The 21,309-nt window shown below is 68.6% G+C and carries 21 protein-coding genes and 1 pseudogene; 13 read left to right on the top strand and 9 right to left on the bottom strand.

From position 1 onward, the window contains the following. Nucleotides 1-2: 2 nt before the first annotated feature. On the bottom strand, nucleotides 3-1,385 hold the full coding sequence (locus EPL04_RS15805) for a bifunctional metallophosphatase/5'-nucleotidase (RefSeq protein WP_134672156.1): 1,383 nt from the start codon (nucleotides 1,383-1,385) through the stop codon (nucleotides 3-5). Between the two features lie 91 nt (nucleotides 1,386-1,476). Between EPL04_RS15805 and EPL04_RS15800 the strand changes: the two genes are divergently transcribed. The 3 genes from EPL04_RS15800 to EPL04_RS15790 are packed head-to-tail and all read left to right on the top strand — an operon-like array spanning nucleotide 1,477 to nucleotide 2,673. Continuing rightward, nucleotides 1,477-1,716, top strand: a complete 240-nt coding sequence (locus tag EPL04_RS15800) for a DUF5816 domain-containing protein (protein ID WP_134672155.1) — start codon at nucleotides 1,477-1,479, stop codon at nucleotides 1,714-1,716. Nucleotides 1,717-1,758: 42 nt separating this feature from the next. After that, nucleotides 1,759-2,292 (top strand): hypothetical protein, encoded by a 534-nt coding sequence (locus tag EPL04_RS15795; RefSeq protein WP_134672154.1) that lies wholly within the window; start codon nucleotides 1,759-1,761, stop codon nucleotides 2,290-2,292. Nucleotides 2,293-2,349: 57 nt separating this feature from the next. Then, nucleotides 2,350-2,673 carry a DUF7116 family protein gene (locus EPL04_RS15790; protein ID WP_134672153.1) on the top strand — a complete coding sequence of 108 codons (324 nt, stop codon included), beginning with the start codon at nucleotides 2,350-2,352 and terminating at the stop codon, nucleotides 2,671-2,673. Nucleotides 2,674-2,691: 18 nt separating this feature from the next. Here the strand turns inward: EPL04_RS15790 and EPL04_RS15785 are convergent, their stop codons facing one another. After that, nucleotides 2,692-3,882 (bottom strand): pyridoxal-phosphate-dependent aminotransferase family protein, encoded by a 1,191-nt coding sequence (locus EPL04_RS15785; RefSeq protein WP_209019645.1) that lies wholly within the window; start codon nucleotides 3,880-3,882, stop codon nucleotides 2,692-2,694. A 589-nt stretch (nucleotides 3,883-4,471) separates the two neighbouring features. On the opposite strand from EPL04_RS15785, the gene EPL04_RS15780 reads away from it, so the two are divergent. The 5 genes from EPL04_RS15780 to EPL04_RS15760 all read left to right on the top strand — a co-directional run bounded on the left by EPL04_RS15780 (nucleotide 4,472) and on the right by EPL04_RS15760 (nucleotide 7,450). Then, nucleotides 4,472-5,434 (top strand): metal-dependent hydrolase, encoded by a 963-nt coding sequence (locus EPL04_RS15780; RefSeq protein WP_134672152.1) that lies wholly within the window; start codon nucleotides 4,472-4,474, stop codon nucleotides 5,432-5,434. Between the two features lie 49 nt (nucleotides 5,435-5,483). Then, complete coding sequence (locus EPL04_RS15775; RefSeq protein WP_134672151.1) at nucleotides 5,484-6,089, top strand: hypothetical protein; 606 nt, start codon at nucleotides 5,484-5,486, stop codon at nucleotides 6,087-6,089. Beyond that, a complete protein-coding gene (locus tag EPL04_RS15770; protein WP_134672150.1) occupies nucleotides 6,086-6,748 on the top strand; it encodes a hypothetical protein in 663 nt (220 codons plus the stop codon). The genes EPL04_RS15775 and EPL04_RS15770 overlap by 4 nt, the downstream gene beginning before the upstream one ends. Before the next feature lie 53 nt (nucleotides 6,749-6,801). Next, nucleotides 6,802-7,002 carry a dodecin gene (locus EPL04_RS15765; protein ID WP_134672149.1) on the top strand — a complete coding sequence of 67 codons (201 nt, stop codon included), beginning with the start codon at nucleotides 6,802-6,804 and terminating at the stop codon, nucleotides 7,000-7,002. A gap of 79 nt (nucleotides 7,003-7,081) precedes the next feature. Further along, nucleotides 7,082-7,450: a HesB/IscA family protein gene (locus EPL04_RS15760; protein WP_134672148.1), complete on the top strand. Its 369-nt coding sequence runs from the start codon at nucleotides 7,082-7,084 to the stop codon at nucleotides 7,448-7,450. Nucleotides 7,451-7,458: 8 nt separating this feature from the next. On the opposite strand, the gene EPL04_RS15755 is transcribed toward EPL04_RS15760, so the two are convergent. From EPL04_RS15755 to EPL04_RS15740, 4 genes are all read right to left on the bottom strand, one after another. Then, nucleotides 7,459-7,653 (bottom strand): hypothetical protein, encoded by a 195-nt coding sequence (locus tag EPL04_RS15755; RefSeq protein ID WP_134672147.1) that lies wholly within the window; start codon nucleotides 7,651-7,653, stop codon nucleotides 7,459-7,461. Between the two features lie 93 nt (nucleotides 7,654-7,746). Continuing rightward, nucleotides 7,747-9,027, bottom strand: coding sequence for a histidinol dehydrogenase (gene hisD, locus EPL04_RS15750; RefSeq protein ID WP_134672146.1), 1,281 nt, complete (start codon nucleotides 9,025-9,027; stop codon nucleotides 7,747-7,749). Between the two features lie 70 nt (nucleotides 9,028-9,097). Then, nucleotides 9,098-9,877, bottom strand: a complete 780-nt coding sequence (locus EPL04_RS15745; RefSeq protein WP_134672145.1) for an SDR family NAD(P)-dependent oxidoreductase — start codon at nucleotides 9,875-9,877, stop codon at nucleotides 9,098-9,100. 148 nt (nucleotides 9,878-10,025) lie between these two features. After that, a complete protein-coding gene (locus EPL04_RS15740) occupies nucleotides 10,026-11,243 on the bottom strand; it encodes an acyl-CoA dehydrogenase family protein (RefSeq protein ID WP_134672144.1) in 1,218 nt (405 codons plus the stop codon). A gap of 144 nt (nucleotides 11,244-11,387) precedes the next feature. Between EPL04_RS15740 and EPL04_RS15735 the strand changes: the two genes are divergently transcribed. Together EPL04_RS15735 and EPL04_RS15730 are read left to right on the top strand one after the other, a co-directional pair. Further along, a complete protein-coding gene (locus EPL04_RS15735; RefSeq protein WP_134672143.1) occupies nucleotides 11,388-12,458 on the top strand; it encodes a phosphotransferase family protein in 1,071 nt (356 codons plus the stop codon). A gap of 122 nt (nucleotides 12,459-12,580) precedes the next feature. Then, nucleotides 12,581-13,774: pseudogene (locus EPL04_RS15730) on the top strand (3-hydroxyacyl-CoA dehydrogenase); the annotation flags it as partial. A 17-nt stretch (nucleotides 13,775-13,791) separates the two neighbouring features. Here EPL04_RS15730 and EPL04_RS15725 read toward each other — a convergent pair. After that, entirely contained in the window at nucleotides 13,792-14,319 is a 528-nt protein-coding gene (locus EPL04_RS15725; RefSeq protein ID WP_134672141.1) for an Lrp/AsnC family transcriptional regulator, read from the bottom strand. A 148-nt stretch (nucleotides 14,320-14,467) separates the two neighbouring features. Then, nucleotides 14,468-16,087: a long-chain-fatty-acid--CoA ligase gene (locus tag EPL04_RS15720; protein ID WP_134672140.1), complete on the bottom strand. Its 1,620-nt coding sequence runs from the start codon at nucleotides 16,085-16,087 to the stop codon at nucleotides 14,468-14,470. A 280-nt stretch (nucleotides 16,088-16,367) separates the two neighbouring features. On the opposite strand from EPL04_RS15720, the gene EPL04_RS15715 reads away from it, so the two are divergent. From EPL04_RS15715 to EPL04_RS15705, 3 genes are read left to right on the top strand one after another with little or no spacing between them, the layout of a single operon-like run. Next, nucleotides 16,368-17,429: a TAXI family TRAP transporter solute-binding subunit gene (locus EPL04_RS15715; protein ID WP_134672139.1), complete on the top strand. Its 1,062-nt coding sequence runs from the start codon at nucleotides 16,368-16,370 to the stop codon at nucleotides 17,427-17,429. A gap of 57 nt (nucleotides 17,430-17,486) precedes the next feature. Further along, on the top strand, nucleotides 17,487-19,478 hold the full coding sequence (locus tag EPL04_RS15710) for a TRAP transporter permease (protein ID WP_134672138.1): 1,992 nt from the start codon (nucleotides 17,487-17,489) through the stop codon (nucleotides 19,476-19,478). Beyond that, nucleotides 19,475-19,702, top strand: coding sequence for a hypothetical protein (locus tag EPL04_RS15705; protein ID WP_134672137.1), 228 nt, complete (start codon nucleotides 19,475-19,477; stop codon nucleotides 19,700-19,702). The genes EPL04_RS15710 and EPL04_RS15705 overlap by 4 nt, the downstream gene beginning before the upstream one ends. Nucleotides 19,703-19,761: 59 nt before the next feature. Here EPL04_RS15705 and EPL04_RS15700 read toward each other — a convergent pair whose 3' ends face one another. Then, the gene (locus EPL04_RS15700; protein WP_134672136.1) at nucleotides 19,762-21,240 is read right to left on the bottom strand and encodes an acetyl-CoA hydrolase/transferase C-terminal domain-containing protein; all 1,479 of its coding nucleotides are present in this window, start codon (nucleotides 21,238-21,240) and stop codon (nucleotides 19,762-19,764) included. Between the last annotated feature and the right edge of the window lie 69 nt (nucleotides 21,241-21,309).

Below are 21,309 nucleotides of genomic sequence, written 5' to 3'. Positions count from 1 at the left end.
TTCTATCGCTCGGCTCCGGGCGTCCGGCCGGCCGCCCCGGCGGTCTCGACGATCCGGCCGTCGACGGTCGGGTCCACGCCCGTCTCCCGGGCGTACTCGACGAGCACCTCGTACTGGATCCCGTGGCGCTCGACCCGGAGGTCCTCGCCCAGCGAGGGGAACTCGTCGTCGGTGTGGAGCACGTAGTCCGAGAGCGCGACCGAGTAGGTCCGGTCGGGATCGAGGGGGTCGCCGTCGACCCGGACGGACTCGACGGTGCAGGCGGTCGGGTCCCACGCGATCTGGGCGCCGCTGATCTGGGCGTGCCACCAGTCCGGTTCGGCGAAGTCGAGGTCCGGGCCCGCGGCCCACTCGAACGCCGACCGGAGCGCCGATCCCGGCACCTCGGCGACGACGACCCGCTCCTCGAAGGGGATGACGCTCACCAGATCGGCCGCGGTCACCTCGCCCGCGATCGCGTCGCCGGTCCGGACCCCGCCGGCGTTCTGGAGGCCGACCGCGGCGCCGGTCGCCCACCGGTAGGCGTCGGCGACGAAGTTGCCCAGTCGGTTCTCCCCCCCGAACAGCGTGGTCTCGGCGCGGTCGATGGGGTCGGCCACCTCGCCGACGGTCTCGTCGAGGCCGGCCTCGGCGAGGCGGGCGCGCATCGCCGACGCGACCGCCTCGTCGACCGGGGCGTCCGCGACCGGGTGGCGAGTCACCTCGCCGGTCGCCAGGTCGACTTCGAGGACGACCGACCCGCCGTCGCCGGGTCGGGTGAGCAGCGTGTCGTCGATCCGGTCGCGGCGCTCTGTCGGGACGTGACCGCCGAGGATGGCGTCGGCGTCGACCGCCCGCGCAAGGTCTTCGTCGCCCCGGCCGAGGTGCGAGAGCACCACCGCGTAGTCGGCGTCGAGGCCCGCGAGCGCCTCGCGAGCGCCCGCGATCGGGTCCCGGAACTCCAGATCGGTCGCGAAGGGGTTGAGCGAGGCGGTCCGCGGGGTGGTGACGCCGACGAACCCCACCGTCGCGGCGCCGGCGTCCAGCGTCGTCGCGGGCGCGACGCCGACGTCGGCGCCGAACTGTCCGCCGTCGCCCGTCCGCACGTTCGCGCTCACCCACGTCTGGGGCGAGTCGGCGATCAGTTCGGCAAGCGCCGCCCGGCCGTGGTCGAACTCGTGGTTGCCGAACGTCTCGACGTCCGGGTCGACCGCCTCGTAGAAGTCAAGCGCCTGCGCGCCCTCCTCGACGAGCGCGAGCACGCCCGGGGAGGTGTTGTCGCCCGATCCGACGATCAGGGTGTCCTCGTCGGCGCGCTCTCGGAGCAGTCCGGCGAGCCGACCGGCCCGTTCGGGGGAGTCGTAGACGTTCTCGACGTCGGAGTAGTGGAGGAGGCGGGGCGCCATTACCGATCCGTTGTCAGGGTCGCGGTATGACTCCTTCGAGACGGTCCCGGAGTCAGTACGCCTAAGCCCCTCGACCGACTACGCGGGTGTGATGAACGCGACCACGACCGGCGACGGCGAGACGGTGTACGTCGCCCGCGAGGAAGACGAGCGCGGCTCGAAGGGGCCGTTTTTCGTCGTCTACCGCGGCGAGGACCGCGAGCGCCGGTACGGCTACTTCTGTGGCAACTGCGAGCGGATCGACAACGCGATGGACGCGATGGGTCGCATCGAGTGTAACGTCTGTGGCAACATCCGCAAGCCGACCGAGTGGGACGCCGCCCACGAGTAGTCCGGCCACTCGACTTTTACTCGGCGTCGCCGAACGACCACTATGTCAGAGGTACGCGAGGGCGTCGTCGAGGAACTCGACGAGCACAGCGAGACGATGACGCTTCGGGAGTTCGTCCAGACGGTCGAGCGACGTCACCCGAGCGATCGACGCGGGATCGACCCGGATCTGCTGGCGGCGTACGCCGAGGCGGTCTACTTCGACGTCGATCTCGGGGCGCTCGACGACCGGGTGACCGACAGCGAGTCGTGGTCCGAGGGCGAACGCTTCTACGAGGTCGGCGACGGACGGATCAGCGCGTACCCGCCCGACTGGCACGACGCGATGGACGGGATCGACGACATCCGCGACGTGGTCGAACTCATCCAGACCGAGGTCGCCGACGCCGAAGGCGACATGTGGGGTGCGGTCACCGAAGAGCGCGGCGTCCCCGAGTCGAAGGTGCTGGCGGTCGGCGAGACCGTCGCGAACATCGACAGAGAGGCCGCCCGCGAGCGAATCAAGGAACTGCGCCAGAACGGCGAGATCGAGGAGTTCGCGTCCCAACACCGGAATCCGACGATCCGTCTCTCGTAGCCCGGGCCGGTCGGTCGCAAGAAAGTTTATTACCCCGTCGGTCGTAGCCGAACGTGGATGCCCACTGTTAGCACACCACCCGTCGAGGAGGCGCGGTCCATCTTCAGCGAACTGGGCTACACCGTCTCCGGCGGCGAGGGGAGCGAGTTTCGGGCCGAGCGGAAGTGGCGTTCCGTCCGCGTGACCGCGCTGGCGGAGTCCGACGAGACGCCGGACGACGGCGACATGCGATGCTTCGTAACCTGGGACGACCACGCGCCCGAGCTCCGGCGGAAACTCCGACGGCTCGATCCGACCTACGAGTGGGCAGTGATCGGCGTCCGCGAGTCCGGCGACTACGAGGTGGCGCGCGCGCCCCCCAGCGCCGCACCCGCGGTCTGAAACGACGCCGTTTTCGGTTTATCGGTCGCCCAGCGCCGCGGCGGTCGCGGCCAGCCCCGACTCGACGTCGACGTCCGCGCCCTGAGCGTCGAGCGCGTCGCCGAGCGCGGCCATGAGGTACGACACGGTCTCGGCGCGGGCCGAGTAGCCCATACAGCCGATCCGGAAGATATCGCCGTCGAGGTCGCCCAGGCCGGTCGCGATTTCGAGGTCGTACTGGTCTAACAGATACCCCGTCACGTCGGTGTCGGTCACGCCGTCGGGGACCCGGACGGCGTTGAGGCTCGGGAGCCAGTAGTCGTCTGGGGCGTTCATCTCGAGCCCCATCGCCTCGACGCCGGACTTGAGCGCGCCCGCGACGTCGCGGTGGCGCGCCCACCGCTGTTCGATGCCCTCCTCGGCGACGAGCCGGAGCGCCTCGCGGAGCGCGTAGACGTTGGTGATCGGCGCGGTGTGGTGGTAGGCCCGGTCTTCGCCCCAGTAGCCCTCCAGAAGCGAGAGGTCGAGGTACCACGAGCGGGCCTCCTCCTCGCGGGAGAGCACCTTGTCCATCGCGCGGTCGTTGAGCGTCAGCGGGCTCGCGCCCGGCGGACACGACAGGCACTTCTGGGGGCCCGAGTAGGCCACGTCGATCCCCCAGTCGTCGACTTTCAGCTCGACGCCGCCCAGCGACGTGACCGAGTCGGCGATCACCAGCGCGTCGTGGTCGTGGGCCACGTCGGTCAGTTCGGGGACGTTCGGCTGGAGCACGCCCGTGCTGGTCTCGGCGTGGACGAACCCGAACACGTCCGGCTGGTGCTCGTCGAACGCCGCGGCCACGTCGGCGGGGTCGAGGGGCTCGCCCCACGGCGCGTCGACGTGGACGACGTCGCCGCCGGCGCGCTCTGCCATCGACGCCATCCGACCGCCGAAGTAGCCGTTGGTCGGCACCAGCATCGTGTCGCCGGGCTCGACCACGTTGGCGACGGCGGCCTCCATCGCGGCCGACCCGGTCCCCGAGACCGGGATCGTCCACTCGTTGTCGGTCCGGAACGTGTAGCGCAAAAGCTCCTGAACCTCGTCCATGATCTCGACGAACGACGGGTCGAGGTGGCCGACCAGCTGCGTGCTCATCGCCCGGAGTACGCGGGGATGCACTTCGCTGGGACCGGGGCCCATCAGCGTCCTGTCCGGGGGTGTCAGCTCGCCAACGGCAGGTTTCTCTACCATGGGCCGTGATACCGCCCCCGGCGACTAAAAGACTTCCACCCGACCGCGGGGATTATTCGGCTGTTGTCGCGGGGCGTCGGTCGGGTAACGCGGGATTGATGGACAGCCACTCGACCTGTCGCCGAGAAACAATCTGTTTCCCGAGCGAACGGGCGCGAACGGTCACGCCCGTTTATTCGGGATACCGGTGTAGCCGAGAGCGCCCGGGGATGAACGGGGGCGTCCGCCGGGCGAGAGTTCCCAACGACACGACCGGACTGCGGGAGACGCGCGGTGCCGACCGACGACCCGGCGGACGCGGTCCGGCCCGTCCGGGACCGATCACATGGGGGAGGGGTCGGTCCCGACGCGGCGGGGCCGTCGTCACGGGGGACGGCGGGTCGCCGGTCGGCGCCGTTGCGCTCCGTACCGAGCCGTCGAGATCGAGGGGCCGAAGCGACCGGCGGCGGGCGAACCGTCGTCCGCCGGCCGGCGCATTTTCCGATTTCGGTGCGCGGGAGTCGAGCGTCGAGGCACGCTGTTTTCAGACCGGTCGGGACCGAACGGGCGACAAGAGACTTATATCGCCCGAGCGCCAACCGACTACTCCATGATGGTCGGCCACGCGATGGTGGCGTTCGCGCTCGCCACCGCCGTCGCGGCGCGGCGGTGGCCCGCCGAGCGAGCGCTGGCGTTCGGCGTCGTGGCCGGCGGGTTCGCCGCGGTCCCCGACGTCGACATGGCGTACGCGATGTTCGGGCTCGCGCAGGCGGGCCTGGGCGGCGTCTGGGAGATGACGTCCGCGTTCTGGGGGAGTTCGACGCTAGTCCACCGCGCGGTCACCCACTCGCTGGTCGTCGGCGCGGTCGGTGCGGTCGGGTTCGGACTCGCCGCCTGCGAGAGGTGGCCGGCCCGGCTCCTCGCGGTCGGGTTCGCGAGCGCCCTCGTCGCGGTCGCGTTCGCGACCGGGGGCGGACTCGCGGGCGCGATCATGACGCTGTTCGTACTCTCGGGGCTCGCGCTCGCGGTCGTCGCGGCCGGAACCACCGATCTCGGGCCGCGTGCGGTGGTCGTCGCCGCGCTCGTCGGGCTGTTGAGCCACCCCTTCGGCGACGTGTTCACCGGAACCCCGCCCGCGTTCCTCTACCCGTTCGAGCCGAGCCTGCTCGACGCCCGGGTGGTGTTGCACGCCGACCCGACGCTGAATCTGGTGGGCGTGTTCGGGATCGAACTCGCCACCATCTGGGCGGCGGGCTACGTCTACCTCCGGGCGACCGACCGCCGGCTGTTCGCCCACGTCGACGCCCGCGCGGCGGTCGGGATCGCGTACGCCATCGCGGCGGTGGTGTTGCCCGCGCCCTCGGTCGACGGCTCCTATCAGTTCGTGTTCTCGATTCTGGCGCTCGGTTTCGTGGGCGTCGCGCCCCAACTGCTCCCGTCGCGGTCGATCCTGACAGCCGAGTGGCACGAGACGGTGACGTGGGCGCTGACGGGGCTGGGCGCGGTCAGCGTCGCGACGCTGGCGTACACGCTGACCTACCTCGCGTCGACGGGGTCGGCGTATTTCTTGTAGAACCCCGAGACCCTCACATTTCTTGTAGCGGGAGTGAGAACCCCGGCGTATGGCACGCCGCGCGCCGACGCTAGAGAGCGTGGTCGAAGACGAGCGAGTGAACGCGGGGCTCGCGTGGCTACTCGTCGCGTTCATCCTCCTCGTGGTCGTCGAGAGCGCTCTCGACGGCGACTTCCTCTGGGCGGGGTTCGCGGCGTTCGTCGCGGGGGTGGCGATCGCCCCGGCTGCGATCTACCGCGATCCCAACGCGATGCTCCCGTGGGAGGTGCTCGTGCTCGCCGCGCTCCCTCTGCTCGGCCGGGCGCTCGCGACGATGGTGCTCACCTCGCGGGTCGCAACCTACTTTTCGGTCGCGGCGCTCGCGCTCATCGTGGCGGTCGAACTCCACGCGTTCACGCCGGTGAAGATGACCCACTGGTTTGCAGTGCTGTTCGTGGTCGTCGCCACGATCGCGACCGCGGGCGTGTGGGCGGTCGTCCAGTGGCTCTCTGACATCTATCTCGGCACCGCGTTCATCCAGAGCGAGCACCGACTCATGTGGGACTTCGTGGCGGCGACCGCGACCGGCGCGGCCGCGGGGGTCGTCTTCGAGTGGTACTTCCGACGGTTCGTCCGGATGGACCCGCGGCTCCCCGACGAGGTGAGCCGGCGATGAAGCTCCGAGACCGGCTCAGAATCTCCAAGCGCCGCCAAGAACAGCTGACCCGCGCGATGGAGCTGATACTGCTTGGCATCTTTTTCATCGGGCTCGACCGGGGCCACGTCGGCATCATGGTCAACTCCACCATCGCGCTCGCGGTCACCTTTCTCCCGGCGGTGCTCGAACGCGACTACGACATCCCGATGGACGCCGGGCTCACCCTCTGGATCACGAGCGCGGTGTTCCTCCACGTCGTCGGCACCCTCGGGCCGTACCAGAGTCGGATGACGGTCATGGGGCTGGGCTGGGACAGCGTGACTCACGCCCTCTCGTCGTCGCTCGTGGCCGCGATCGGCTACACGACCGCCCGCGCCATCGACCGCCACACCGACGACGTCTACCTCCCGCCGAAGTTCATGTTCGTGTTCATCCTCATGTTCGTGATGGCGTTCGGCGTGGTCTGGGAGGTCATCGAGTTCGGCATCGCCGGCGTGGCCTCGATGACCGGGAGCACCTCGGTGCTCACCCAGTACGGACTCGAAGACACGATGCGTGACCTGCTGTTCGATGCGGTCGGCGGCCTCCTCGTGGCGGTGTGGGGCACCGCGTACCTCACCGACGTCGTCGGTGCCGTCGAGGAGCGCCTCGACAACCGCGGGCGACAGGCCGACTGAGCCCGCGACCGCCGGGTGGCTTTATCACAGTCTGGGACGAACGTCTACTCGCTATGGTGTTCAAGAAAATCACGCTCATCGGTACGAGTCCCGAGAGCTTCGACGAGGCCGCAGACGACGCCATCGACCGCGCGGAAGACACCCTCCAGAACATCAAGTGGGTCGAGGTCGACGAACTCGGCGTCGAACTCGGGAGCGTCGACGACCGAGAGTATCAGGCCGAGGTAACGGTCGCGTTCGAACTCGAAGCGTAGCACTCCCGGAAATATTCCCGGCCGAACCCGTTCGATTCTCGGCGTCACAATTATCATCCCGGGCCCGAAAGGGAGTGGTATGAGTACCGACACCGCGCCGAACGGCGAGACCACGCCCCGAATCGAGGTGACCGAGACCGCCGCCGAGGAGGCGCTCGCGCTCCTCGACAGCGAGGGCCTCGACGCCGACGAGGCCGGGCTCCGGCTGTTCGTCCAGCAGGGGGGCTGTGCGGGCCTCTCGTACGGGATGCGGTTCGACGAGTCCGCCGAGGCCGACGACACCGTCTACGAGCACCACGACCTCCGGGTGTTCGTCGACCCCGCGAGTCTGAACTACATCGAGGGCAGCGTCGTCGACTACGAGGACGGCCTTCAGGGTGCGGGCTTCCACGTCGAGAACCCCAACGTCGTCAGCGAGTGTGGCTGCGGCGAGAGCTTCCGGACGTAAGCCGGCGCCTACGCCGTCCCGTCGAACGCGTCCGGACCGATCCCGCCGTACCGCGCGATGGCGTCGAACCGCTCGTCGCCGAGTCGCGCGCCGTCGGTGATCCCGTAGACCTCGTCGTCGCCGAACTGGGACGCGACGAACCACCGGGCGACGAGCGCCCAGTAGTTGCAGTGCCGTACGGCGATCTCGACGCCGTACGCCATCTGTTTTCGTGTCGTCCGTTCACACTACGTCCAGCGGTCGCATAAAGCTCCGAGAACTCCCGACAACGACCCGAACGTGGGCTCGATCGTCTCTCAGTCGCCGCCGTCGAACCGCTTGCGGACGCTCTCGGCGTGGGCTTCGAGCCCTTCGGCTTCGGCGAGCGTCGTGATCGTCTCCGAGAGGTCGCCCAGTCCCGTCTCGTCGAGGCGCTGGACCGTGGTCGAGCGCACGAACGTGTCGACCGACAGCCCGCCGGTGAGCTTCGCCAGCCCGTTCGTCGGCAGGACGTGGTTGGTCCCACTGGCGTAATCGCCCGCCGCGACCGGGGTGTACGGCCCCAAGAAGACGCTCCCGGCCGAGTCGATCCGGTCGAGGATCGCCTCGTCGTCGTCGGCCTGAATCGAGAGGTGCTCGGCGGCGTACTCCTCGGCGAACAGCACGGCCTCGCTCATCGAGCGTGCGACGAACAGCCCGCTGGTCTCGTTGTCGAGAGCCGCCCGGATCGTCTCGGTGCGCTCGCGTTCGGGAGCCTGCCGGTCGATCTCGTCGGCGACCGCCTCGGCGAGCGCCTCGTCGTCGGTCGCGAGCGCGACCGCGGCGTCCGGGTCGTGTTCGGCCTGCGCGAGCAGGTCGGCCGCGACCAGTTCGGGGTCGGCGGTGTCGTCGGCGACCACCAGCACCTCGCTCGGCCCCGCGAGGAAGTCGATTTCGACGTCGCCCCGGACCTCGGCCTTCGCCGCGGTGACCCACTTGTTGCCCGGCCCGACGATCTTCTGAACCCGATCGACCTGTTCGGTGCCGTAGGCCATCGCGGCGACCGCTTGGGCGCCCCCGACGCTGACCACGGTGTCGGCGTCGGCGACGTGGATCGCCGCGAGCGTCGCCGGGTTCAGTTCGTCGGCCGGCGGGGTCGCGACCAGCACCTGCTCGACGCCCGCGACCGTCGCGGGGATCACGCCCATCAGCGCGCTGGAGGGGTAGGCCGCGGCCCCGCCGGGGACGTACACGCCGACGCGCTCGATGGGGCGAAACCGCCGGCCGAGTTCGCGGCCCTCGCCGAACGACTCGCGCCAGTCGTCGGGCGCTTGGGCCTCGTGGAACTCCCGGACGTTCCGGGCGGCGGCCTCGATCGCCGACCGGAGGTCGTCGTCGAGATCCTCGTAGGCGCGTTCGGCCGCGTCGGTCACGTCGAGGTTGCCGACTTCGACCCCGTCGAACTCCCGGCAGAACTCCCGGACCGCCACGTCGCCCTCCTCGCGGACGCGCGCGACGATGTCGACGACGTCGTCCCGAACCGCCTCGATGCCGGCGTCCCGGTCGAACAGCGCCCGCCGGTCGTCCGGCCCGAGGTCCGCGATCTGTCGTGCGTTCATACCACGCGGTTCGGAGGCCGGGCGAAAAACGGTTTCCTTCCGGCCGGGGACCCGATCGGCGATCGACCGCTCAGACGTCGGGCGTCTCCATGATGTCGGGGACGCCGGCCGCGGTGATCGTCTCGCCGACCACGTAGGAGGCCGCGGGGCTGGCGAGGAACTGCGCGACGTCGGCGATCTCCTCGGACGTGCCGATCCGGCGTTCGACCTGCTCGCGGTCGATCTCGTCGGCGCTGACGCCCATCTGGGACTCGACGCCCGGCGTGGCGACGAACCCGGGCGCGATGCAGTTGACCCGCACGTCGTCGCCGGCCCACTCGAACGCGAGCGTCGAGGTCAGGTTGATCACGCCCGCCTTGGCCGCGCCGTAGTGGCTCATGTGGGGCGCGCCCTTCTGGCCGGCGACGCTGGCGAGGTTGATCACCGCGCCGCCGCCGTCCTCGCGCATGCGCTCGCCGGCGACCTGCGTGCAGTGGTAGGTCCCGTGGAGGTTGATGTCCACGATGGTCTCCCAGCCGTTCTCGCTGATGTCCCCAAAGGAGGCCATGAAGCTCGCGCCCGCGTTGTTGACCAGCACGTCGACGCCGCCGAACTCCTCGACGGTCGCCTCGACCAGCGCCTCGACCGCGTCCCGGTCGGTCACGTCGCACTCGACCGCGAGCGCCCGGCCCTCTCGGTCGCTGTCGGCGATGGCGTCGGCGACCGGGTCGACGTTGTCCTGCTCGCGCGAGCAGACCACCACGTCGGCCCCGTCGGCGGCGAACCGCTCGGCGATCGCCTTCCCGATGCCCGAACTCGCGCCCGTGACGATGGCGGTCCGACCGTCGACGCCGAACTGGTCGGTCGTCACGCGCGTCCCTCCGTCCCGATCGCCGCGTTCGAAGCTACCATTGTTAACACAATCTCCGTATTGTCGCCGATCGTTAATAAAGGTGGGCCGCGGTGCGGTCGCGGCCGGTGCGAGACCAGATCGGGGCAGACCGAACGGGCTCGGCGACTCAGCCGTCCCGATACCGAGTGAGGTGTTCGACCTCGCCGGCGTCGACGTCCTCGAAGGCGTCGCGCGCGATGACGCGCTTGTGGACCTCGTCGGCGCCGTCGATGATCCGGAACTGCCGGACGTTCTCGTAGAAGTCCGCCAGCGGGAGGTCCTTGCCGATGCCGTTGCCGCCACAGATCTGGACCGCGGTGTCGACGGCGTCCTGGACGACGTTGGCGGCGTAGGTCTTGCTCATCGCCACCTCGGTCCGGGCCTCCTCGCCGGCCGCGATCCGGTCGGCGGCGTGGCGAACGGTCGTCCGGACCGCGTGGAGGCGGGTCTCGGCCTCGGCGATTTCGAACCGGAGCGCCTGCTTCTCCGAGAGCGTCCCGTCGAACGCGCGCCGTTCTTCGGCGTAGGCCTTCGCGACGTCGAGGGCGCGCTCGGCCATCCCCGAAAAGCGCATGCAGTGGGTGAGTCGGGCGGGGCCGAGCCGCTGTTGGGAGATGGCGAACCCCGCGTTTTCGGCCCCGAGCAGGTTCTCCTCGGGGACCCGGACCCCGTCGTACCGGATCTCGGCGTGGCCGATCCCGGTGAGTCCGCCGCCGACGTGGGGCACGTCCCGGACGACCTCCACGCCGGGCGCGTCGGCGGGCACGAGGAAGATCGAACACCCCTCGTAGGGGTGGGCGTCGGGGTCGGTCCGCGCCATCACTAACAACACGTCGGCCTCGCTTCCCTGCGTGGTCCACCACTTGTGGCCGTCGATGACCCACTCGTCGCCGTCTTTCTCGGCGGTCGTGCGTATCATCTTGGGGTCGGAGCCGGCGCCGTCCATCGGCTCGGTCATCGAGAATCCCGACCGGATCTCCCCGCGAGCGAGCGGCCCGAGCCACCGCTCTTTCTGGTCGTCGGTCCCCACCAGTTCGAGCGTGTGCATGTTGCCCTCGTCGGGCGCGTCGACCCGGATCGCGGCGGCCCCGAGCAGGCTCCGACCCGCCTCCTCGAACAGCGCGAGCGCTTCCCGGAACCCGAGGCCGAGCCCGCCGTACTCCTCGGGAATCTGGGGCGCGTACACGTCGTACTCGCGGGCCGCTTCCCGGAGGCTCTCGATCGTCTCGACCGTGACGGGCGGGCCGCCGAGGTGCTCGCGCTCTACCGGTATCACTTCTCGGTCGACGAACTCCCGAACTCGGTCGGCCACCGCCTCCCCGCTCGCTGGGTCGTCGTACTCCATACGCCAACGTCTCCGCAACGATGTAAAAATATTACTCCGTTTCGATTACCCGCGTAAGTACTATACCGGCGTTGGGCGTACAGTAGATCGACGCGGACCGTGGCCCAGGCGGGTCGCTCCGACGGCCGCATCCGACCACGAACCATGACCGACGACGAATCCGACTACTTCGACCGACTCGTCGACGAACAGGCGCTTCGAGAGTATCTCGCCGATCGACTGGGCGAGCCAGACGACTACGCGGTCGCCCACCACGAGGAGGGGTACTCCAACGAGACGCTGTTCGTGACGTGGGGCGACCGAGAGCTGGTCGTCCGACGGCCGCCGCCGGGCGAGACCGCCGACACCGCCCACGACGTGCTCCGGGAGTACCGCGTGCTCGACGCGCTCGGGGAGACGGCCGTGCCGGTCCCGACCGCGGTGCTGGCCTGCGAGGACCGGTCGATCATCGGGAGCGACTTCTACGTGATGGAGCGCATCGAGGGCGACGTACTCCGGCGGCGCGAGCCCGATCGGTTCGGCTCCGTCGACCACCGCCGGCGCGTCGGCGAGGAGCTCGTCGACGGCCTCGCGGAGATTCACGCCGTCGACTACGAGGCGGTCGGACTCGACGAGTTCGGCCGGCCGGCGGGCTACACCGAACGGCAGGTCGAGCGCTGGACCAAACAGCTACAGTGGGCGTTCGAGCGGACCGCCGACGAGCGGGCAGTCCCCCAACTCCGGAGGGTCGGCGAGTGGCTCGCCCAGCACTGCCCGGCCGACCACCCCGAGACGCTCGTTCACGGCGACTACAAGCTCGACAACGTGATGTTCGGGCCGGGGACCCCGCCGGAGCTCGTCGGGGTGTTCGACTGGGAGATGGCGACGCTCGGGGACCCGCGGGCGGACCTCGGCTGGCTGCTGTCCTATTGGCGCGATCCCGGCGACCCCGAGCCCGCCACGCCCGACCTCACCGCGGCGTTCATGGAATCTGAGGGCTACCCGACGCGCCGAGAGCTGGTCGATCGCTACGAGGCGGCGACCGGGATCGAGTACGCCCACGACCGGTTCTACCGGACGCTGGCGGTGTACAAGCTCGCGGCGCTCGGCGAGATGTTCTACCGGCGGTACCTCGAAGGCAACAGCGACGACGACCTCTACCCCCTGATGGAAGACCGCGTGCCCGCGCTCGCCGACCGCGCCCAGCGGATCATCGACGGCGGCGAGCCGTTGTAGCGCCGCCCGGAGCGCGGCCACCTCCACCGCGAATTACCAAATTTTTGAATAGCAGAACGATCGGTTAATATCGGTAGCGTAGCTCGGTGGAGTTAAGTCGGCGTGTCACGAACCGATTGGGTATGACGGTCGATAGCATCCAGCGAGTCGCGGTGGTCGGCGCGGGCAACATGGGCCACGGCATCGCGGAGGTCGCCGCGATGGCGGGCTACGAGGTCGCGATGCGCGACGTCGAGGCCGAAATCGTCGCCGACGGCTACGAGGACATCGGGTGGAGCCTCGAAAAACTCGCCGAGAAGGGCCGGCTCGACGAGCCGGTCGAGACGATCCTCGACCGGATCGAGACCACGACCGCCCTCCGGGCCGCGGTCGAGGACGCCGAGCTGGTGATCGAGGCCGCGCCCGAACAGATGGCGATCAAGAAAGACGTGTTCGCCGACGTCGACGAGTTCGCGCCCGAGGACGCGATCCTCGCGTCGAACACGTCGAGTCTCAGCATCACCGAGATGGCGTCGGCGACCGACCGGCCGGCGTCCGTGGTCGGTCTGCACTTTTTCAACCCGCCGGTGAAGATGGAGCTCGTGGAGGTCGTCTACGGCGCCGAGACCGCCGACGAGACAGCCGAGACCGCCGCCGCGTTCGCCGAGTCGCTCGGCAAGATCCCGATCTACGTCCGGAAGGACGTCCGGGGATTCGTGGTCAACACGGTGCTGGGGCCGTTCTCGGCCGAGCCCGCCTGGATGGTCTCGGAGGACGAGGCCACCGTCCGGGCGGCCGACGCCGCGATGGTCCACCGCCGGGGCTACCCGATGGGGCCGTTCGAACTCGCCGACCTCACCGGCATCGACGTCGGCTACCACGTCCGCGAGGAGGGCGGCCGGCCGATTCCGCCGATCATGGCCGAGAAGGTCGAGCGCGGCGATCTCGGGCGGAAGACCGGCCGAGGGTACTACGACTACGAGGACGGCGACGGCGCGGACTACGAGCCCGGCGACGGCGAGGACTTCGATACCCTCCGAGTGGAGGCCCGGATGGTCAACGAGGCCGCGAGGCTCGTCGGCGAGGACGTGGCGACCCCCGAGGAGATCGACACCGGGGTCACGCTCGGACTCGGCTTCCCGGAGGGGATCTGTCGGCGGGCGGACGAACTCGGCCTCGAGACGGTCCTCGACGAACTTCGGACGCTCCGCGAGGAGACGGGCGACGACCGGTTCGCGCCCGACGACTACCTTCTCGAACTCGTCGAGAACGGCCGGACCGGCGAGGCGGCGGGCGCGGGGTTCCACCGCTACGACGACGGCGAGTCGGCGTCGGACGCCTGAACGCCGAGGGACTACTCGTCGCGTTCGGCGTGTAACCCCTCGAATATCTCGGGGTCGGTGCCGAACTTGAGCACGTTGTGGATGACCGAGTTGCGGACGTTGGCGATCACGTCGCCGTGGGCTTTGTAGAATTCGTGGATCCAGCGCGACTCGGACTCCCGATCGGGGAACATCATCACGGTCTTCCACTGGTACTCGCCGTCAGAGAGGAAGTAAAACAGGGTGTGGGGGTCGTCGCGGATGTACTCCATCGCCTCGCGCCACCCCTCCGCGAAGTGCTCGGGGTTGAACTTGAACTCGAGCAGGCCGAAGATGTAGTACTCCTCGTTCGGGATGATGGCCTCCCGAAACACGCCCTCGTTTCGCATCTGACGGATCGACTCGCTCACGGTGACGTGCGAGACGTCGATGTCGTACTCCTCGGCGAGGATGTCGGTGAGATCCCGCGAGGACAGCTGGGGGTCCCGCGTGAGCTCGCGCAGGATGGCGATGTCGCGGTCCTTGAACTCCCAGTCGGGAGGCTCCGATTCGGCGGTCATGATGGGTAGGTTTCCGGGAGTGCGTTAAGAGGGTTGTCCTTCCAAAGGGCGCCGCGGTCGCCCTGCGAGCCACCGCGGTTCTGTCGGGGCGAACTGTCTCGGCCCCGGGGTCACCGAGACGGTCGAGGGCACGAACCGGGTGTCGGCGCTACTCATCCTCGTCGCGATCCCGGAGTTCGTACTTCTGGACTTTCCCGGTCGTGGTCCGCGGGAGCTCCTCGACGAACTCGACTTCGCGGGGGTGTTTGTACTCCGCGAGGTTGTCGAGGCAGTACTGCTTGAGTTCGTCGGGAGTCACGTCGACGTCGGGCACCGGCACACCGTCAGATTCACCGTCCGACGAGCCCCCACTCGCGGTGCTCGCGGGGACGACGAACGCCTTCACGGTCTCGCCCCGCCGATCGTCCGGAATCCCGACGACCGCGGCGTCGGCGACCGCCTCGTGTTCGAACAGGAGCTCTTCGACCTCGCGGGGGTAGACGTTGTAGCCGGCGGTGTTGATCATGTGTTTCTTCCGGTCGACGACGTAGAAGAAGCCGTCCTCGTCCCAGTAGCCGATGTCGCCGGTGTGGAACCACCGCTTGCCGTCGGCGTCGGTGAACGCCTCCGCGTTGGCCTCCGGGAGGTCGTAGTAACCTTTCATCACGTTCGGTCCGGCGACGACCAACTCTCCGGTGATCTCGTCGAGATCGGTCTCCTCCTCGTCGACCGGGCCCGCCTCGACCGGCGGACGCTCCTCGAAGCTCCCGTCGACGATCCTCGCGTCGACGCCGTCCAGCGACTTGCCGATACTGCCGACCCGGCGTCCGGCCTCGGGGCTGTTGAAGTGGGTCACGGGACTGGTCTCGGTCAGGCCGTACCCCTCGTAGATCTTCACGTCGTAGAGCTCCTCGAACCGCCGGAGGACTTCGATCGGGATGCCCGAGCCACCGACGCCCGCGAGCCGGAGCGACGAGAGGTCGAACTCCGCGGCGTTGGGCTGATTGATCACGTCGTTGTACATCGCGGGGACGCCGTGCATCAGCGTGAGTCGTTCGTCCTCGACGAGCGAGAGCGCCTGCTGGGCGTCCCACTCGGGGAGCGGGTAGTAGGCGCCGCCGTTGAACAGGGTCGCGTTCATCACCACCGTCATCCCGTAGATGTGAAACAGCGGGAGCACGCCCAGTTGCTTGTCGTCGGTCCGGATGCCGTCGGGGACCAGATCGGCCGCGGTCTGGGCGTTCGACGCGAGATTTCGGTGGGTGAGCTGGACGCCCTTCGGTCGACCGGTCGTCCCGCTGGTGTAGGGCTGGACCGCCAGGTCCTCGTCGTCGCGCTCGACCGCCTCGAGTTCGTCGTCGGCGAGAAACGCCTCGAAGTCGGTGCCCGAATCGACCGCCTCGCCCACGGTGACGACGTGTTCGACCGCCGTGTCGGCCCGGACCTCCTCGACGAACGGGACGAGGTCCGAGAGGGTCACGACCGTCCGCGCCTCGCTGTCCTCGAGCAGGTGGCTGATCTCCCGTGACTTGTACTGGGGGTTCATCGGGACCACGACGCCGCCCGCCCGGAGTGTCCCGTGGAACGCGGTCACGAACTGCGGGAGGTTCGGGAGATAGATTCCCACCCGGTCGCCCTCGCCGACCCCGCGGTCGTCCAGCGCGGCGGCGAACTGTCCAGTTCGCGACCAGAAGTCCTCGTAGGTCGTCTCCCGGCCCTGATACGAGAGCGCGACTTCGTCGGGGTGTTCCTCCGCGACCGATCGTACGTGCGTGGCAATATCTGCCATATAGGGTACGTATCGGAGGTCACCCTCTAAAGCGTTGCCCCGACCCGAACCGATATTGGACCTAATCGGCCTATTCGCTAACGATTGTAGCCGTTAGCAGTTTGATCCTTACGATGGAACTGAAGGCTCGGGCGCCGGGCGTCGCCGTGGCCGTCCGAGTTCGGTCGACTGAGCCAGAGCGCAGATCGAATCCGACTCGACGTGTCATACATCATCGACGAACGTCTATCGTAACTGATAGTGACGTTGTTAAGCGTGCCAGATGTTATCACTGGTGGCTATGGCGGGGGACGGGATACAACGACGACACTTCTTGCACGGGGCGGCAACTGCCGGCGTCATCGGACTCACCAGTACGACGACCGGTGCTCAAGAGACCACGACGGACGGCGACGGCGGCGACGGCCAACAGTTGTCGCTCCGGGTCGGGACGTCGGCGGGCGGCACTCGCGACGTCGGACTCGCGGTCGAACGCGCGGTCAGCCAGCACAGCGACGCGCTCGACTACTCGACGATCGAGAGTCCGGGCTACATCGGGACCATCTTCCGGATGGCCCAGGGGCAGTTCAACGCCGGCATCACGGACAACAACTCGCTGACGAAGGCGATGGACGACCGCGGGCGGTTCTCCGAACAGTCGGTCGATCAGGTGCCCTACTACGGATTCTACGCGTTCCCGTACAGCATCTACGTCGTCGCGCGCGACGGCACCGACATCGAGACGTTCGACGATCTGGCGGGCGCGAACGTCTACCCGGCCGAACCGGGCTACTCGACCCGGGCGACCACCCTCGACGTGTGGTCCCAGGAGCCGACCGCCGACGTGTTCGAGCAGATGAACCTCCAGAACATGGGCGTCGACTCCGCGCCGGGCGCGATGGAAGAAGGCCGGATCGACGCCGCCATCGCGTACGGCACGCCGGGAGTCAGATACACCGGCTGGGTCCGGGAGTTCGCCTCCCGGGTCGACGTCCACTACGTCGAGCCGACCGACGCGCTCATCGAGTCCGCCGAGTCCTACGACGGAGCGGGGACCAGCCGGACGGCCTACGACGACTGGAGCATGGATCAGGACATCGGCACCGACGAGGTGTTCACCTGGGACCTCCAGGTCAACTACACGTTCAACCCGGCCGCGAGCGAGGACGCGGTCTACGAACTGTGTCGGGTCGTCGACGAGCACAACGAGACGGTCAACGAGGCCGAAGAGCAGTTCAACGACTTCGAGTCGGTGAGCGAGATGCACGCCTCGGCGATCGAGCGGCTCCCGGTCCACCCCGGCGCCGCTCAGTACTACAAGGACAACGACGCCTGGAACGACGACCTCCAGGTCGGCGAGTAAACCACGGCGGCGCGACGAGAGCCCCTCTCCGGAGGGGCGAACCTGTTCACAGACACTATGAGTTCAGAGACAGACCGAGCCACCCTAACGACCAGATTCCTCGGGGGCCTCGACGTGACGGTCACGATCGCCGCGGTCGTGTTCTGGGCGATCGTCCTCAACTGGTCGTACAACCAGCAGATGTCGAACGTCAAGTACGCCGTCATCTTCGTCGGCGGGATCATGACGGTGTACGCCATCGACCAGAGCCGGCAGGCGCTCGAGGAGGGCGACTGGGTCGACACCGCGGTGCTGTTGCCGACCTCGATCGTCCTCATCACGGCGTCGGTGTACTTCGCGTCGAACTTTCAGGACGTCTATCTCCTCCGGCAGGGGTACGCGCTCGACCACGAGTACATGCTCGCGCGGCTCATCATCCTCTCGTTGCTGTATCTCACCTGGCGGGAGTTCGGAAACCTCTTTCTCGGGCTGGTCGCGGGGGTGATGCTCTACGGGGTCTACGGCAACTACGTGCCGGGCGTGCTCGGTCACGCCGGCATGAGCGAGCTGACGCTTCTGCAGGCGACCGTCACCGATCTCTACGGCTTTTACGGGAGTCTGACCCAGCTCACCGCCTCGTGGATCGCCCCGTTCTTGCTGTACGCCGGCCTGCTGTTCGCGTACGGCGCGTTCGACCTCATCCTCCGGGTCGCCATCGTGGCGGCCCGCCACATCAAGTCCGGCGTGGCCCAGACGGCGGTGCTGGCGTCGGCGGTCATCGGCTCGATCAACGGCTCGTACACCGCCAACGCCGCGATGACCGGTTCGTTCACCATCCCGACGATGCAAGACAGCGGGATGGCGGGCCACCGCGCGGCCGCCATCGAGTCGGTCGCCTCGACGTCGGGGCAGGTCCTCCCGCCGGTCATGGGCGCCTCGGCGTTCGTGATGGCGTCGTATCTGGGCGTCCCGTACATCGACATCGTGGTCGCGGGGCTGATCCCGGCGGCGATCCTGGTCGCCTGCATCGCGGTCGCGGTCCACTACGTCGCGATCAGCGACGCGAGCAGTCAGGACATGGAGTTCTCCGAGTTCTTCGACGACGAGCTCTCCTCGAAGCAGAAGCTCTTCGAGGGGGTCCGGTTCGGCGTCCCGTTTTTCGTCCTGATCTACCTGCTCGGGGTCGTGCAGTTCACCGTGATGACCGCCGCGCTGTACACGATCGTCGCGATGGTGCTTACCGGCGTCCTGATGCCGACGGTCCAGCGCGCCGTCGACGGCTCCGAGGTTTCGCCGGTCGGGGAGTTCCTCACGCAGGTTCGAAACACCGTCGGCGGGTTCCGACGGGGCGCGATCATCCTCGCGCCGATCGCGATCATTCTGGTCGTCATCAGCGGCGTGGTCAACATCTTCGGGACGACCGGCGTCCCCGCGAAGATCGCGCTGCTTTTGATCAACCTCTCGGGCGGGGTGTTGTTGTTCGCGGTGTTGCTCGCGATGGCGGTCTCGATCCTGATGGGCGTCGGGATGCCCACCGTCGCCGCCTACGTCATCGTCGCCATCCTGATCGCGCCCACGCTCATCGCCGACTTCGGGATCACCGAGATCTCGGCCCACTACACCGTGTTCTACGCCGCGATCCTCGCGGGGATCACCCCACCGGTCGCGACCGCGGCGGTGGTCGCGGCCGGCATCGCGGGCGCGAACTTCTGGCGGACCTGCGGGGTCGCGATCAAGATCGCGGCGCCGCTTTTCGTCCTCCCGGTCGCGTTCGTCTACAACCCCGAGCTCGTCTCGCTGTCGGTCGGCCTTGACAACGCGGTGGTCGGGTCGATGGTGCTGGTCGGCGGCCTGTCGCTGATCTACGGGCTGAACTACCCCTTCGAGATGCGGCCCGGCCGGCGGATCGGTCTTCGGGCCGGACTGACCGGGCTCGGGCTGTTCGTGATGGTCTATCCCGGCCGACTGTTCAAGCTGGCGGGTATCGCGGTGTTTGTCGCGGTGTTCGTCGCCGAGAAGGTCGTGACGAGGGGGCTCCAGTTGCCCTTCCTCAAGGGGGTGGGTCAATGAGTACCTCCCAGGATGATCCCGAAGAGCAGGTCGACACCGAGGACGTCGGCGGACTGGGCGAGGTGCTGCCCGACCAGTTGGACCCGGTGTGGGGCCGGGTCGAGTCGTTCCAGGCGTTCCGGCGACGCCACGGGGACACCTACACCAAGGCGATGGAGGCGATCCTCGGGGCGGCGCTCGCCGCGGGCTACCTCTACTGGCTGTTCCTCTACCTCACGGGGTGAGATCGAGCGGGCGAGCCCCGAGCCCGGTCCGACTGGGCGTCGCGCCGCCGTCCGATTCGCTACTCGTGCCACTCCGCGGCCCGCGCCACGTCGTGGGGGATGTGGCCGTCCTGTTCCCGGACGTCGTCGAGGTACGCCCGGAGTTCGGGCGCGAACGACGGGTGGGCACACTCCTCGACGATCAGTTCGGCGCGCTCGACCGGCGCGAGCCCCCGCACGTCGGCGACGCCCTGTTCGGTCACGAACACGTCGACGTCGTGTTCGGTGTGGTCGACGTGGAACGCCATCGGGACCACCCGAGAGATCTCTCCGCCCTTCAGCGTCGAGGGGAGCGTACAGACCGACACCAGCGCGTTCCGGTTGTAGTCGGCCGACCCGCCGATCCCGTTTATCATCCGGGTCCCGCGGGCGTGGGTCGAGTTGACGTTGCCGTAGATGTCGATTTCGACGGCGCTGTTGACGCCGACGACTCCGAACCGGTCGATGAGCCCCGGGTGGTTCGAGACGTCGGCCGGTCGGAGGACGACGTCCTCGGCGTAGCGCTCGACGTCGTCGAACAGCCGACGCTGGCCCTCGTCGGTGAGCGCCAGCGAGGTCGCGCTCGCGGACGCCAGCCGGCCCGCATCGAGCATGTCGAACAGTCCGTCCTGGACGACCTCGCCGAAGTACACCACGTCCCGGTCACCGAAGTCCAGTTCCTTCAGCTCGCCCATCAGCGCGTTGCCGAGCGAGCCGACGCCGAACTGGAGGTGGACCGCGTCGTCGAACGCGGCCGAGCGCGCCAGCTCGTCGGCGAGAAACGCCCCGAGATTGGCCGCGACCGCCAGATCGTCGTCGGTCGGGTCCCGGAAGGTGTAGGTGTCGTCGGCGCGGTCGGTCTCGACGACCCCGACCAGCGTCTCCGGCTCGAACTCGACGAACGGGTCGCCGATCCGGCCGCCGGGATCGGCCAACGGGATCGGCTCGCGGTCGGGCGGCGCCCCCGGCCGATAGACGTCGTGGAGCGCCTGTAGTTCGAGGGGCTGGGCGCGGTTGAGTTCGATCACCAGCCGATCGGCCGCCTCGACGAACGCCGGCACCTGCCCGAGCGACGTCGAGGGGACGAACCACCCCTCGCCGACCGCGATCGCCTCCACGACCGCGACGTCGGGGTCGACCAGCCCGCCGTACTGGACCTCGTCGCCGATCGAAGAGGCGTTCCGGTCGCCGAACGCGATCTCGCGGGCGTTGGTCTTCGCGCGGGCGACCGACGACGACTGGTAGGAGAACCGCCGGTCGACGGCCCCCGACTCGACGAGGTCGACGTCGATCTCCGCGCCGACGTTCCCGCTACTCACGAGCGTCAGCGACAGATCGCGGTCCGATTCCGCGAGCGCGAGCGGTATCAGCTTGGGGTAGCCGACGCTCCCGAAGCCGCCGGTGAGCACCGTCGCGTCGGCGTCGATCCCGGCGGCCGCGGTTTCGGCGTCGAGCCTCGTCGGATCGCCGTAGAGGCGTCGGTCGACGGCACCCGGCTCGGGTCGCGTATTGTGCGTCATGTGTGGACACGCCCCTAAACGGTCGGCGGTGGGTTGGAACTTCCGATACCGACGAGCTCACCGTTACGA

It is taken from the genome of Halorussus marinus (assembly GCF_004521895.1).
In the GTDB taxonomy this organism is placed as follows: Archaea; Halobacteriota; Halobacteria; order Halobacteriales; family Haladaptataceae; genus Halorussus; species Halorussus marinus.
The sequence above is the reverse complement of the archived record's forward strand: the minus strand, read 5'-3'. Positions and strand labels throughout refer to the sequence as shown.